This window comes from Actinoplanes xinjiangensis, from assembly GCF_003148685.1.
GTDB classification, from domain to species: domain Bacteria; phylum Actinomycetota; class Actinomycetes; order Mycobacteriales; family Micromonosporaceae; genus Actinoplanes; species Actinoplanes xinjiangensis.
This window is the reverse complement of record NZ_QGGR01000003.1, coordinates 35,720-48,825: the sequence shown is the minus strand read 5'-3', so window position 1 is coordinate 48,825 and position 13,106 is coordinate 35,720. Positions and strand designations below refer to the sequence as shown.

The 13,106-nt window shown below is 71.0% G+C and carries 15 protein-coding genes; 9 read left to right on the top strand and 6 right to left on the bottom strand.

The genetic code is table 11. From position 1 onward, the window contains the following. Positions 1-36 precede the first annotated feature (36 nt). Positions 37-1,767: a DEAD/DEAH box helicase gene (locus tag BC793_RS07160; protein WP_109590524.1), complete on the top strand. Its 1,731-nt coding sequence runs from the start codon at positions 37-39 to the stop codon at positions 1,765-1,767. 62 nt (positions 1,768-1,829) lie between these two features. Further along, positions 1,830-3,416 carry a GGDEF domain-containing protein gene (locus BC793_RS07155; RefSeq protein WP_109590522.1) on the top strand — a complete coding sequence of 529 codons (1,587 nt, stop codon included), beginning with the start codon at positions 1,830-1,832 and terminating at the stop codon, positions 3,414-3,416. Positions 3,417-3,485: 69 nt separating this feature from the next. Here BC793_RS07155 and BC793_RS07150 read toward each other — a convergent pair whose 3' ends face one another. Together BC793_RS07150 and BC793_RS07145 are read right to left on the bottom strand one after the other, a co-directional pair. Next, positions 3,486-3,728, bottom strand: coding sequence for a DUF7455 domain-containing protein (locus BC793_RS07150; RefSeq protein ID WP_109591438.1), 243 nt, complete (start codon positions 3,726-3,728; stop codon positions 3,486-3,488). A gap of 246 nt (positions 3,729-3,974) precedes the next feature. Further along, a complete protein-coding gene (locus BC793_RS07145; RefSeq protein WP_109591436.1) occupies positions 3,975-5,528 on the bottom strand; it encodes an RNA polymerase sigma factor in 1,554 nt (517 codons plus the stop codon). A 270-nt stretch (positions 5,529-5,798) separates the two neighbouring features. On the opposite strand from BC793_RS07145, the gene BC793_RS07140 reads away from it, so the two are divergent. Next, positions 5,799-6,605, top strand: coding sequence for an inositol monophosphatase family protein (locus BC793_RS07140; protein ID WP_109591434.1), 807 nt, complete (start codon positions 5,799-5,801; stop codon positions 6,603-6,605). A 20-nt stretch (positions 6,606-6,625) separates the two neighbouring features. Here the strand turns inward: BC793_RS07140 and BC793_RS07135 are convergent, their stop codons facing one another. Next, positions 6,626-7,180 carry a LytR C-terminal domain-containing protein gene (locus tag BC793_RS07135; protein WP_109590520.1) on the bottom strand — a complete coding sequence of 185 codons (555 nt, stop codon included), beginning with the start codon at positions 7,178-7,180 and terminating at the stop codon, positions 6,626-6,628. Positions 7,181-7,527: 347 nt separating this feature from the next. Here BC793_RS07135 and BC793_RS07130 point away from each other — a divergent pair, with 347 nt between their 5' ends. After that, positions 7,528-7,824, top strand: coding sequence for a DUF4193 domain-containing protein (locus BC793_RS07130; protein WP_045743100.1), 297 nt, complete (start codon positions 7,528-7,530; stop codon positions 7,822-7,824). Between the two features lie 155 nt (positions 7,825-7,979). Beyond that, complete coding sequence (locus BC793_RS07125; RefSeq protein WP_109590518.1) at positions 7,980-8,795, top strand: hypothetical protein; 816 nt, start codon at positions 7,980-7,982, stop codon at positions 8,793-8,795. On the opposite strand, the gene BC793_RS07120 is transcribed toward BC793_RS07125, so the two are convergent. Next, complete coding sequence (locus BC793_RS07120) at positions 8,764-9,258, bottom strand: DUF3093 domain-containing protein (protein WP_109590516.1); 495 nt, start codon at positions 9,256-9,258, stop codon at positions 8,764-8,766. The two genes, BC793_RS07125 and BC793_RS07120, sit on opposite strands and share 32 nt — an antisense overlap. Positions 9,259-9,350: 92 nt before the next feature. On the opposite strand from BC793_RS07120, the gene dut reads away from it, so the two are divergent. From dut to BC793_RS07100, 4 genes are all read left to right on the top strand, one after another. Next, positions 9,351-9,803 carry a dUTP diphosphatase gene (gene dut, locus BC793_RS07115; RefSeq protein ID WP_109590514.1) on the top strand — a complete coding sequence of 151 codons (453 nt, stop codon included), beginning with the start codon at positions 9,351-9,353 and terminating at the stop codon, positions 9,801-9,803. A gap of 29 nt (positions 9,804-9,832) precedes the next feature. Next, positions 9,833-10,507, top strand: a complete 675-nt coding sequence (locus tag BC793_RS07110; protein WP_109590512.1) for a DUF3710 domain-containing protein — start codon at positions 9,833-9,835, stop codon at positions 10,505-10,507. A gap of 88 nt (positions 10,508-10,595) precedes the next feature. Beyond that, positions 10,596-10,973, top strand: a complete 378-nt coding sequence (locus BC793_RS07105; protein ID WP_109590510.1) for an OB-fold nucleic acid binding domain-containing protein — start codon at positions 10,596-10,598, stop codon at positions 10,971-10,973. After that, positions 10,970-11,782: a DUF3159 domain-containing protein gene (locus tag BC793_RS07100; protein WP_109590508.1), complete on the top strand. Its 813-nt coding sequence runs from the start codon at positions 10,970-10,972 to the stop codon at positions 11,780-11,782. Before BC793_RS07105 ends, BC793_RS07100 begins: the two co-directional genes overlap by 4 nt. Here BC793_RS07100 and BC793_RS07095 read toward each other — a convergent pair. Together BC793_RS07095 and BC793_RS07090 are read right to left on the bottom strand one after the other, a co-directional pair. Then, complete coding sequence (locus tag BC793_RS07095; RefSeq protein ID WP_170167215.1) at positions 11,750-12,436, bottom strand: potassium channel family protein; 687 nt, start codon at positions 12,434-12,436, stop codon at positions 11,750-11,752. The two genes, BC793_RS07100 and BC793_RS07095, sit on opposite strands and share 33 nt — an antisense overlap. Beyond that, positions 12,433-13,098: a potassium channel family protein gene (locus BC793_RS07090; RefSeq protein ID WP_109590504.1), complete on the bottom strand. Its 666-nt coding sequence runs from the start codon at positions 13,096-13,098 to the stop codon at positions 12,433-12,435. Before BC793_RS07090 ends, BC793_RS07095 begins: the two co-directional genes overlap by 4 nt. Positions 13,099-13,106: the final 8 nt, after the last annotated feature.

Sequence of the window (13,106 nt, the reverse complement as noted above, 5' to 3'; positions counted from 1 at the left end):
CGGGGGTTTTTCCTTGGGAGAAGGGATCACCGCAGCTTGAGCCCGCCTGTGCCGAACCTGGAGATCTTTCCGCCGCTGCGGGACTGGCAGCGTAAGGCGATGGTGACGTACCTTCGTCGCCGTTCCGAGGACTTCATGGCCGTGGCGACGCCCGGTGCCGGCAAGACCACGTTCGCGCTCCGGATCGCCGCCGAGCTGCTCGCCGACGGCACCTGCGACGCGGTCACCGTGGTCTGCCCGACCGAGCACCTGAAGACGCAGTGGTCGCTCGCGGCGGCCCGGGTCGGCATTCAGCTCGACCCGAAGTTCCGCAACTCGGACGTGCACTCCTCACGTGACTTCCACGGGGCGGTGCTCACCTACGCCCAGGTCGGCATGGCGCCGGCCGTGCACAAGCGGCGCACCCTGTCGCGCCGCACGTTCGTCATCCTCGACGAGATCCACCACGCCGGTGACTCGCGCACCTGGGGCGACGGGGTCAAGGACGCCTTCGAGCCGGCCGAGCGGCGCCTGCTGCTCACCGGGACACCGTTCCGCTCCGACGAGAACCCGATCCCGTTCGTCTCCTACGAGCGTGGTCAGGACGGCATTCAACGATCCAAGGCCGATTCGGTGTACGGCTACGCCGACGCTCTCCGCGACCAGGTCGTGCGGCCGGTGCTGTTCATGGCGTACTCGGGTGAGACCCGCTGGCGGACCAACGCCGGTGACGAACTCGCCGCCCGCCTCGGCGAGCCGATGACCAAGGACCTGATCGCGCAGGCCTGGCGGACCGCCCTGGACCATCGGGGCGAGTGGATGCCGCAGGTGATGCGGGCTGCCGACGCACGGCTCACCAAGATCCGTGAGCACGGCATGCCCGACGCGGGCGGCCTGGTCATCGCGAGTGACCAGCAGTCCGCCCGGGCGTACGCGAAGCTCCTGCACGACCTGACCGGTGAGCCGGCCACCGTGGTGCTCTCCGACGACGAGGGCGCCTCCGGCCGGATCGCCGAGTTCGCCGCCTCGGAGAAGCGCTGGATGGTCGCGGTCCGGATGGTGTCCGAGGGCGTCGACATCCCCCGCTTGGCCGTCGGCGTCTACGCCACCAGCGCCTCCACCCCGCTCTACTTCGCGCAGGCGATCGGCCGGTTCGTCCGGTCCCGGGTGCCGGGCGAGACCGCCACCGTGTTCCTGCCCAGCGTCCCGCACCTGCTCGGGCTGGCCAGCGAGATGGAGGCGCAGCGCAACCACGTGATCGGCGCGCCGAAGGAGAAGGACGGGCTCGACGACGACGTCCTGGAACGTGCGCAGAAGACCGAGGACGCGCTGGGCGACCTGGACAAGATGTTCGAGGCGCTGTCCGCCACGGCCGAGCTGGACCAGGTCATCTACGAGGGCACGTCGTTCGGCACCGGCGCCCGGACCGGGACCGCCGAGGAGGCCGACTATCTGGGCCTGCCCGGCCTGCTCACCCCCGATCAGGTGACCACCCTGCTGAACAAGCGCCAGGCCGACCAGATCGCGGCCCAGAAACGGCGGCAGGCGGAGGAGGCACCGCCGGAGGAGCCCGCCCGCCTGGAGCCGGTCGTGCCGATGAGCGCGGGGGAGCGGCGCAACAGCCTGCGCCGCCAGCTGAACACCCTGGTCGCGGCCCACCACCACCGGACCAACCTGCCGCACGGCAAGATCCACGCCGAGTTGCGCCGGCTCTGCGGCGGCCCGCCCAGTGCGCAGGCCACGATCGAGCAGCTCGAGGAACGGATCGCCACGATCCAGTCCTTCTGAGGCCACCCGGTTCGCTCCGATCCGGCTCCCCGGCGCCGATAGGGCGCCGGAAAGGGGAGCGGATGCGGGAGATCACACTCGAGGCGGCAAGCCTGCTGGAGCACGCGCAGATCGGTGAGGCCGTCGCTGCCCGGGACCGCGCGGAGTCGGTGCTGCGGTCGGTCTCCGGCGACCTCGCCGACGGCCCGGCCTGCATGCATTTCGTCCGGGTTGTCTCGTTCATCGCGCAGGCCGAGCCGGCGGCCGCCGTCGAGGCCGCGGACCTGATGCTGCCGGCCGCCGAGCGGGAGGGCAGCGCCGGGTGGCGTGCCTGCGCCCTGGCCAGCCGTGCCTGGCAGCGATCCCGGCTCGGTCAGGCGGACAACGACGTGGAACGGGTGCTCCGGGACCTGGTGACCGCCGAGTCGCTGGCCGCCGAGGAGCGAGAGCCGATCGCCGCGGTCAACTCACTGGTGGCCGTGGCGATCGGCTACTGGGAGCTGCGGCTCTACGAGCTGGCGGCCCCGCAGTTCCTGCTGGCCCACGAGATGAGCCGGGCCGACGACCGGCAGAACGGCAACCAGGCCATGTGGCTGCTCAACCTGGCCGAGCTGCACCTGCACTGGGCCCTGGAGCTGTACCAGATCTCTCAGGTCGACGAGGCCGAATCCCACACCGCCGAGGCCGAACGGTACGCCCTGTGGGCCGCCGCCGAGGTCTCCGGCGACGACGCGGGTGCCTGGAGGGAGAACGCGCTTCTCTTCGCCGCCTGCTCACGGGCGGACCGGGACGACCCGGCGGGCGCCGCGACCGACATCGAGGCCTACATCGAGCGGCTGGAGACCCGCGGTTTCATGCCCGACGCGATGACCATCAGCAAGCCGTTCTACGCGGTCGCGCTGAGCCGCTCAGGGCGCCCGGAGGAGGCCCTGCGGGTGATGGCGGACGCCGTCCGTGACCTGCCGGCCGACGCCGACTGGCTGATGGTGGCGAGCACCCACCGCACCCGCGCGGTGCTGATGGCCCAACTCGGCTCCGAGGACGCGCAGGCGACCCTGGCCTACGGGGACTCGCTCGCCGCCGCACTCTGGCGCCAGCGGCTCAACACGCTGCACGCCGCCCGCAGCCTGCACGACCTGGATGCGCTGCGCCTGCAGCACGAGCAGATGGCCCGGGCGGCCGACCTGGACGCCCTGACCGGCATCGCGAACCGGCGCGCCTTCGACCATGCCCTGGAATGCGCCCGGACGGCCCCGGACGCGGCCCGGCGGCGGATCGCCGTGCTGCTGATCGACACGGACCGGTTCAAACAGATCAACGACACGTACGGCCACGCGGCCGGCGATACCGCGCTGCGGTCCATCGCCGCCGCCCTGAGCGCGCAGGCGGGCCCGGGCGACCTGGTCGCCCGTCTGGGTGGCGACGAGTTCGCGGCGCTGCTCAGCGACCGGGACGAGGCCGCGGCCGCCGACGTCGCCGTGCGCATGGTCCAGGCGGTCCGGGAGCTCCCGGACTGCCCGGCCACCCTGAGCATCGGGGTCGCGGTGGCGTCCGCCGGTGGACTCCAGGCCGCCCTGGAACGGGCCGACGAGGCCATGTACGCCGTCAAGCGGGCCGGCGGCGACGGTGTGCGGCTGTGTGACGAGGACGAGGCGGCTCTCGCGGCCTGACACGCAGAACGGGCGATCCCTGCAGGGGGAACGCCCGTTCTTGTCACACGTATCGGTTGGGGACCGCCGCTAGTTGCTGGAGTTCGACATCATGTCCGCGCCGCGCCAGGTGAATTCGGGCTCAGCCGTGTACTGAACCGCGATCTTCACCAGGTCCTCGGCGTACCGGTTGGCGTGGTGGCCACAGAAAACGAGTTCACTGCCACCCGCCAGGGTCAAACGGAGCTTCCCGGCTGCATTGCAGCGGTCGCACCGTTCATCGGCTGCGGGGCCGGCCAGACTTCCTGCCGACGGCGTGAGAGTCGGGGTCATCGCCTTCCTCCTCTGTTCGTCACCGATGAACATGTTCCTCGGCTACTGCTCACACATCGTGCAACACCCTGCACCGTTGCAGCCTTCCCAAAATGCCCCGGGGGGACCGGGATCACACGTTGGTTCCGGCTAGTGTGCCGTGATCCAAGGGTGCCACGTCAACGATCACTTCTGCACAACGGTCTGATCACCACCCGTTGATGTACGGGTGGTGACCATTCAGACACTGAATGTTGACCAAAGGTCCTAGTCGAGGTAGTCGCGCAGGACCTGGGACCGCGACGGGTGCCGCAGTTTGGACATGGTCTTCGACTCGATCTGCCGGATCCGCTCCCGGGTCACCCCGTAGACCTGGCCGATCTCGTCCAGCGTGCGCGGCTGCCCGTCGGTCAGGCCGAACCGCAGCCGGACCACACCCGCCTCACGCTCGGAAAGCGTCTGCAGAACCTGCTGGAGCTGGTCCTGCAGGAGCGAGAAGGAGACCGCGTCGACGGCGACGACCGCCTCGGAGTCCTCGATGAAGTCACCGAGCTGGCTGTCGCCCTCGTCGCCGATCGTCTGGTCCAGCGAGATCGGCTCACGAGCGTACTGCTGGATCTCCAGCACCTTCTCCGGCGTGATGTCCATCTCCTTGGCCAGCTCCTCCGGGGTGGGCTCACGGCCCAGATCCTGGAGCAGCTCGCGCTGGATGCGCCCGAGCTTGTTGATGACCTCGACCATGTGCACCGGTATCCGGATGGTGCGGGCCTGGTCGGCCATGGCGCGGGTGATGGCCTGCCGGATCCACCACGTGGCGTACGTGGAGAACTTGTAACCCTTGGTGTAGTCGAACTTCTCGACCGCGCGGATCAGGCCGAGGTTGCCCTCCTGGATCAGGTCGAGGAAGGCCATGCCGCGACCGGTGTAGCGCTTGGCCAGCGACACCACGAGACGGAGGTTGGCCTCGAGCAGGTGGTTCTTGGCCCGCTCGCCGTCCCGGTTGATCCACTTGAGGTCACGCTCGAAGTTGCGCTCGAGCGCCTCCTCGCCCTCGTCGGCCGCCCGCAGCCGCTCGGCGGCGTAGAGGCCGGCCTCGATCCGCTTGGCGAGCTCGACCTCCTGCTCCGCGTTGAGCAGCGGGACCTTGCCGATCTGCTTGAGGTAGGCACGGACCGAGTCGGCCGAGGCGGTCAGCTCCGCGTCACGGCGGGCCTGCTTGAGAGCCTCGGACTCCTCGTCGTCCCACTCGAAGTCGCCGTCGGTGGCCGAGCTGGCGGCGTCGGTGGCGGCGGCCACGACCAGGGCTGCCGGCTCCTCGATCACCACGTCCTCGACCGCGGCGGCGAGCTCCTCGGGATCGATCTCCTCGCCGGGGACCTCCTCGCCGGGCTGTGCGGCCTTCCCCGGCGCGGCCTTCTTCGCCGGCGCGGTGGCCTTGGCGGCGGTGGCCTTACGGACCGGTGCGGCCTTCTTGGCCGGCGTGGCGTCGCCGCCGAGGGCCGGCGCGGCCTGCTTGGGTGCGGGCGCCGCCTTCTTGGCCGGCGCGGTCTTGGCGGTGGTCGCCCGGGATGCCGGTGTGGTGGACCGGGCTGCGGCGACCTTGGGCCGGCGCGTGCTGGCGGAGCCGTCGACCACGACGGTGATGCCGGCGTCCACCAGCCCGCGCAGGATCTTCTTGGCCTGCGCCGGGTTCACCGCGGCGGACTCTAGCGTATGCGCGACCTGGGCCGATGTGAGTTGCCCGCCCGCACCCTGGGCATGGGTGATCAAGGCCTCGGTGAGAGAGCGAACGTCGGCACCGTTCTGGTGGGCTTCTGTCACGAATGACCTTCCGGAGGCGATGAGGTTGGGCACGGCCACGGTCCAGCGCAGCACGCGGGGGCGGGCGTCGCCGGAGTCGGTTTGTGGGGGCCCCCGGGTCACGGACCGTACCGGTGGCGTGTCCGTGAAGCGGTGGGCAGGGGTGAATTGTAGCGCCGCTTGCCGAGATCCTCCGCCCACAGCACGCCGCCGGGGCCCGACGACCTCGTCAGAGACGCCTGACGCCAGAATGGTATCGGCGGAAAGGACCCATACGTGAGCGAGATTCCGATGGTATCGACACCCGGCGAGCTGCTGTCCGTGGCGCTGCGGATCGCCCGGGAGGCGGCCGTGACGGCCCGCAGGATGCGGGACGAGGCGATCGGCGACGTCCAGACCAAGAGCACCGACACCGACGTCGTCACGGCGGCGGACAAGGCGGTCGAACGCCAGGTGGTGGAGGCGCTGAAGGCGGAGAGACCCGGCGACGGCGTCCTCGGGGAGGAGTACGGCGACTCGCTGAGCGTGGAACCCGGCGCGGTCCGGTGGATCCTCGACCCGATCGACGGCACCGTGAACTACCTCTACGGCCTGCCGCAGTACGCGGTGTCGCTGGCCGCCGAGCGCGACGGCGAGGTGGTGGCCGGGGTGGTGGTGAACGCGGCCACCGGTGACGAGTGGACGGCGACCCTGGGCGGCGGCGCCTGGCGGGCCGGACGGCGTCTGAGCGGCTCACAGCGGACCACTCTGGACCAGACCCTGGTCGGTACCGGGTTCGGCTACGACGCGCGACGACGGGCCCATCAGGGGGCGGTGCTGGCCCGATTGATCACCCGGGTGCGTGACATCCGCCGGTTCGGCGCGGCGTCCCTGGACCTCTGCCTGGCCGCGGAGGGTTCACTGGACGCGTACTTCGAGAAGGGGCTGAACCTGTGGGACCACGCCGCCGGCGGGCTGATCGCGGCCGAGGCGGGCCTGATCGTCGCCGGGCTCTCCGGGGAGCCGGCCGACGGGCGGATGCTGGTGGCCGCCCCGCCGGCGATCTTCCCGGCCCTGCACGACGCACTGGTCGAGCTGGACGCGGCCGGCGGCCCGTGAGCGCGCCGGCCACGACCGTGTCACTCGGTCTCGGGCTCGGTGGTCTCGGTGACCGGCTTGCGGCAGGCGCCCGGCGGCAGGGTGGGCTCGCCCTCGGCGCCCAGCGACTGGTTCACCTCGGTCGTGGTGGCCAGGGCCTGGAACTTGTCGCCGATGATGATGTCGATGACGTCGCCCTTGCGCTTGGCGTTGTAGACCATCGTCGACTGGGCCAGGAAGTACGCCCGGAGCAGCTGCGCCTTGCCGACGGTGTCCGGCCCGTACCGGATCTCGGCCACGCCGTCGACCTTGGTCTTGCTCTTGCCCGGCTTCTCGACCACGAAGCGGCGGTTCGCGAACTCGTTGGTGACCTGCTCGGCGAGATCGGCCTTGCTGGTGCCGTTGTACACCTTGATCTTGACGACCGCCGGGTCGTTCGGGAGCCGGATGTCGGCCAGCGGTGCCCCGGCCGGGCAGTCGCTGCCGTTGGTGCTGCCGCGCTGCGTGTCCCGGAAGAGGGTGACGACGACGAAGACCACTGCGGCCACGGCGAGCACACCGACGACTACCAGCGCTCGGACGCGGGCAAAGCTCATGGGTCGGCTCCAGGATCGGGGGACGGACCCGGGTAACGTGCCCGGGCCTGTCGAGAGGTTAACGTCTGTCCGCCAGGTGCGCGGAAACAGGGAATGCTTCCGGCGCGTTGACGATGATCCAGTGGCTGGGGCCCCTACTTTGATGTCGCCTCGGTCACATCAGGAACAATGTGCCGCCGGAGTGCGTACAAGCCTGCCGCGTCAGCGGTAATGTTCCGCGCCCACCGGGGGCGGTTTTCCGATGTCCGAACGGGTGTCAGAAATCGTCCAGCGGAACCGGGAACCGAAACCCTGCCAATGGCGTTACAAACGCCAAGTGACACATCGATACAGGAGAGTGAAGACCGATGGCCACCGACTACGACGCCCCGCGTCGCGATGAGGTCGACCTCGGCGAGGACAGCCTGGAGGAGCTCAAGGCCCGCCGCGCCGACTCGCAGTCGGGCGCAGTGGACGTCGACGAGGTCGAGGTTGCGGAGAGCTTCGAGCTGCCCGGCGCCGACCTCGCCGACGAGGAGCTCACCGTCAAGGTGCTGCCGATGCAGACCGACGAGTTCCGCTGCTCCCGCTGTTTCCTCGTGCACCACCGCAGCCAGCTCGCGGTGGAACGAAACGGGGAGCTGATCTGCCGCGAGTGCGCCTGAGCGCACTCGCGCGCAGCGCGCCACATCACCCGATCGCGGCGGCCGCGGTCGGGCGTACGGCGTTCACGGGGGTTCGACAGGGGGTTTGACAGGGGGGTTTGACCCAGGGGCGTGACCGGGCACAGATGCCGGTGACGACGACGGGAAGGACGACGATGAGCCAGCCGGATCGTGCCACCGAGCCCGGTGCCGAGACCGTTTCCGCAACCACCGGTACACCGGAGGACGTGGGCCGCACCGTGGCGGCCCTCACCGCGGACGACCTGGAGCCCGGAGGCCGGCGCCGGCTGCTCGGCCGGCTCGCCGGGCAGGTCCGCGGCCGCGACGTGGGACGCCTGTTCCGGCCGAAGACGGCTCTGCGCTGGATCACCGATCGGGTCACCGAGGTGGCCCCGCACGTCCCGGTCCGGGACCGGGCGACCCTGCTCCGGCACTTCCCCGGCCTGGACGACACGGAGCTGGCCGAGCGCCTGATCCGGAACGCCACCCGCGCCACGGCGGGGGTGGGTGCGGCCGGGGGCGGCATCGCCTCGGTCCAGTGGGTCGCCGCCCCGACGCTGCTCTCGGCGCCCGTGCTACTGGCCACCGAGACGGTGGCGGTGGTGGCGATCGAGATCAAGCTCATCGGCGAGCTCCACGAGATCTACGGCCGCCCGATCACCGGCACCGTCGGCGAGCGGGCGCTGAAGCTGGTCGAGGCCTGGTCCGGCCGGCGGGGGGTGAACCCGCTGGTCCCCGGGGTCGGGGTGGCCACGGTGCTCGGCACGGCGGCGCGCAAGGAGTTGCAGAAGTCGCTGATGAAGCGGTTCGGGCGCAACCTCACCACGTTCGGCCCGATGCTGACCGGTGCGGCGGTCGCCAGTTACCTCAACGGCCGGGCCACCCGGCAGGTCGGCGAGAGCGTGCACGCCGATCTGCGCAAGTCGGGACCCCCGGCGGTCACGCCCGCTCGGCGCGCGCTCGGCGACTGACCTCGAGCAGGGCGGTCGCCAGCTCGACCGGCCGGCGGGTGCTCACCACCCAGAACGGGGTCGGGTCGTCCGGATCGTCGAGCAGCACCTGCACGGCCGGGCCGATCCAGGCGCGCTGCACCACGAAGGCCAGCGGGTGCGAGCCGACGCCCAGCGCCTCACGCTTGCCCGCGGCGTCCAGCGCCACCACCCCGGAGACGAACCGCACCGGCAGCCGGGCGTCGTCGGCCCGGAACTCGTCGGCGGTCACCTCGACACGCAGCCGGTCCATCGGGACCAGGATCAGCAGGCTGAGCGGGAGCACCACCACGTAGGGCAGCCAGATGGGCACCTCGGGGAGCCCCAGCGTCAGCTCGGTCGCCAGGATCGCACCGGCCGCGAGCGTGGCCGGCCAGGCCCACCACGGGAGGCTCAGCCGTTCCTGATGGGCCGCCACCGTGCGGGCCGGGGACTCGGGTGTCACCCTTCGAAGAGTACGGCGCGCCTCCGAGGCCGGACGCGGCAGGATGGCAGGGTAGGTGCCGCCCGCAGTACCCCAGTGAAGGAACCCCCGCCGTGACCGATGTGATCGTGCAGGTCCTCCGGATCGACCCGGATCTGCCCCTGCCGGCCTACGCGCATCCCGGCGACGCCGGTGCCGACCTGGTGGCGGCCGAGGAGGCGGAGATCGCGCCGGGTGCCCGCGTCAAGGTCCGCACCGGTGTCGCGATCGCGCTCCCGGACGGCTACGTGGGGCTGGTGCACCCGCGCTCCGGGTTGGCGGCGCGACTGGGGGTGACGGTCCTCAACGCGCCCGGTACGGTCGACGCCGGTTACCGTGGCGAGATTCTGGTGAATCTGATCAATCACGATCGGGCGAACACCGTCAAGATCTCGCGGGGCGACCGGATCGCCCAGCTCGTGATCCAGCGGGTGGAGCGGGCGGCGTTCCACGTCGTGGACACCCTCGCCGACACCGTGCGCGGCACGGGCGGCCACGGTTCGACCGGCGGCCATCAGGCCCTCTGAGCTTTGCGAAAAGGAAAGGCTGGCAGTAGATGTTCTCCCGTAAGCGCGGTGCCGCGAAGCACGTCCGGTCGGCTGACGCGCCGCCCTCCAAGGCGCTCGCCGACAGCCTCGCCTCCGACGGTGAGCCGCCGGCGCCCGAGTTCGGCCCCTGGGACGCCCGGCACGCGCCGGACGGCGTGCAGCGGCTCGACCTGGGCAGCCTCCAGATCCCCGCGATCGAGGGCGTCGAGGTCCGGGTGCAGGCCAACCCGGACGGCGGCGTGGAGCAGGTCGTCCTGGTCGACGGGGAGAGTGCCCTGCAACTGGGCGTCTTCGCCGCGCCGAAGACCGAGGGCATCTGGGGCGAGGTCCGCGAGGAGATCGCCGGCGCGATGGCCGCCGACGGTGTCACCCCGCGCGAGGTCGACGGGCGGTACGGCGTGGAGCTGGTGGCCCGGGTGAACACCCCGGAGGGGCCGGCCGAAGTGCGGTTCGTCGGCGTGGACGGGCCGCGGTGGATGGTCCGGGCGCTCTACCAGGGTGCGGCCGCCTCCGACCCGGGGCGCGAGGGTGCTCTCGGCGAGGTGCTGTCCGGGCTGGTCGTGGTCCGCGACAACGAGCCCCGGCCGGTGCGCGAGCCGCTGCCGATGCGTCTGCCGAAGGAGATGGCCGAGCAGGGCCAGGCCGCGGCCCAGCAGGGTGCCAACGGCAATCCCCTCCAGTGACCTAGATCACCACGGCGTTTCGGGCGTAGCGTGGTCGTCGAGCACACGCGCACACTGCGTCGCGTCGACGAAGGGTGACAGCGAAGTCATGACGACCGAAGAGCGCACCGGATTCCGCAGGTTCCTGAGCCGGCTGACGGCGACCGACTCGGAGCTGGACGCGGAGGAGCTCCAGCGGGACAGCGCCAAGTGCGGCGCCGTCCCGGCCGGTGACTGCCGCCGTGGGCAGGTCGTTTCGGTGTCGGGGCGGCTGCGCACGGTGGCGTACACTCCACGCACCAATCTGCCTACGCTGGAAGCCGACCTCTACGACGGCAGCGACGTGGTCACGCTGGTCTTCCTGGGGCGCCGGTCCATCGCCGGCATCGAACCGGGGCGGCAGCTCACCGCGCGAGGCCGGATCGCGATCCGGGACGACCGCAAGGTGATCTACAACCCCTACTACGAGCTGGAGGCGCCCCGGTGACACCCGGAAGCGACCCGCGTCACGCCGCGCACGAGTCGGTCGAGGAGCGGATCGCCGAGCTCGTCGGGGACGCCGAGGAGAAACTGGCCGCGGAGATCATCGCGGAGCAGGATCTGCACCCGGTCACCAAGGGGCGGCCCGGCGACGAGGAGCCCTTCCCGTCGATGAGCGAGCAGATCGCCGAGCAGCTCGGCGGTGTGCGCGGCCTGATCGAGTCGAGCGTCCCGGTGCTCACCTTCGTGCTGCTCAACGTGCTGCTCAGCCTGGAGGTGGTGGGCCTGGAGAAACGCCAGGCGCTGCTCTGGGCGATCATCGGCTCGGTCGGCTCGGCACTCGCCATCGGCGGTGTCCGGCTGGTCCGCCGGCAGCCGATCCGGCACGCGGTGAACGGTCTCTTCGGCATCGCGCTCGGCGCGTGGCTCGCCTGGCGTACCGGCGACGCGAAGAACTTCTACCTGCCCGGCATCCTGCTCACCTTCGGCCAGGCCGCGGCGCTGCTGGTCTCGGTGGCCTTCCGCAAACCCCTCATCGGGTACGCCTGGGGCATCATGGCCAACAAGGGCCGGCAGGACTGGTTCGGCAACTCCCGGCTGTTCCGTACCTTCCAGTGGCTGACCGTGCTCTGGGCCGTCTCCCTGACCGTGCGGGCCGGCATCCAGTTCGTGCTCTACCTGATGGGTGAGGCGAACGCGATCGGCGTCGTCCGGATCCTGGTGAGCTGGCCGATCTACGCCGCGACCTTCGCCTTCACCATCTGGGCGATCCACCGGGTGACGTCAGCCCAGCGGCGGGAGACCCCGGTCGCCTAGCACCACGGCGCGGACCTGGTCCTCGACCTCGCTGGTGCACACGAAGATCAGCTCGTCGCCGGACTCCAGCGGGTCGTCCGGCGTCGGCACCAGCACCCGCTTGCCACGCAGGATCGCGACCAGGGCGGAGTCTCGTGGCATCGGCACCGACCGCACCGGCTGGCCCTCGTAGGGCGCGTCCTTCGGCAGGGTGATCTCGACGAGGTTCGCCTCGCCCTGCCGGAAGGTCATCAGCCGGACCAGGTCGCCGACCGTCACCGCCTCCTCGACCAGGGCGGCCATCAGGCGGGGCTTGCTCACCGCGACGTCGACGCCCCACTGCTCGGTGAAGAGCCACTCGTTCTCGGCCCGATTGACCCGGGCGACCACCCGGGGCACCGCGAACTCGGTCTTGGCCAGCAGCGACACCACCAGGTTGGCCTTGTCGTCACCGGTGGCGGCGACCACCACGTCGCAGCCGGCGAGGTCCGCCTCCTCCAGGCTGCTCAGCTCACAGGCGTCGGCGAGCACCCACCGTGCCTGCGGCACCCGCTCCGGGCAGAGCTGCCGGGGGTGCCGCTCGATCAGCATGACCTCGTGCCCGTTGCCGATCAGCTCCTGGGCGATGGACCGGCCCACGTTGCCGGCTCCGGCGATGGCGATGCGCACGGTCAGTTCCCTTCCTTGTCGGCACCCTGGGCGATGTCCAGCACCTGATCCACGGTCTCGTCGGTGACCAGCATGTAGACCTGGTCACCGTCTTGCAGGACGGTGGACGGCTGCGCCAGGGTGCCCACGCCGAACCGGGCCAGGTAGGCGACCCGCGCGCCGGTCCGGTCCTCCAGCGCCTTGACGGTGCGGCCGATCCAGTCGCGGTGCAGCGGGGTCTCCACGATGCTGATCACGCTGGTCGGGTCGCGGAACACCTCGACCCGCTGGTCCGGCACGAGGAACCGGTACATCCGGTCGGCGGCCCAGCGGATCGTGGCGATGGTCGGGATGCCGAGGCGCTCGTAGACCTGCGCGCGCCGGGAGTCGTAGATCCGGGCCACCACGCGGGAGACGCCGAACGTCTCGCGGGCCAGCCGGGCCGAGATGATGTTGGAGTTGTCGCCGCTGGAGACGGCGGCGAACGCGTCGGCCCGCTCGACGCCGGCGGTCCGCAGCACGTCCCGGTCGAAGCCGATGCCGGTCACGGTGACACCACCGAAGCCGTCACCGAGGCGGCGGAACGCCTCCGCGTCGCGGTCGATCACGACGACCTGATGGCCCTGGGCGTCGAGCTTCTGGGCCAGCGTCGAACCGAGCCGGCCGCACCCCATGATGACCACGTGCACGGTTCGTG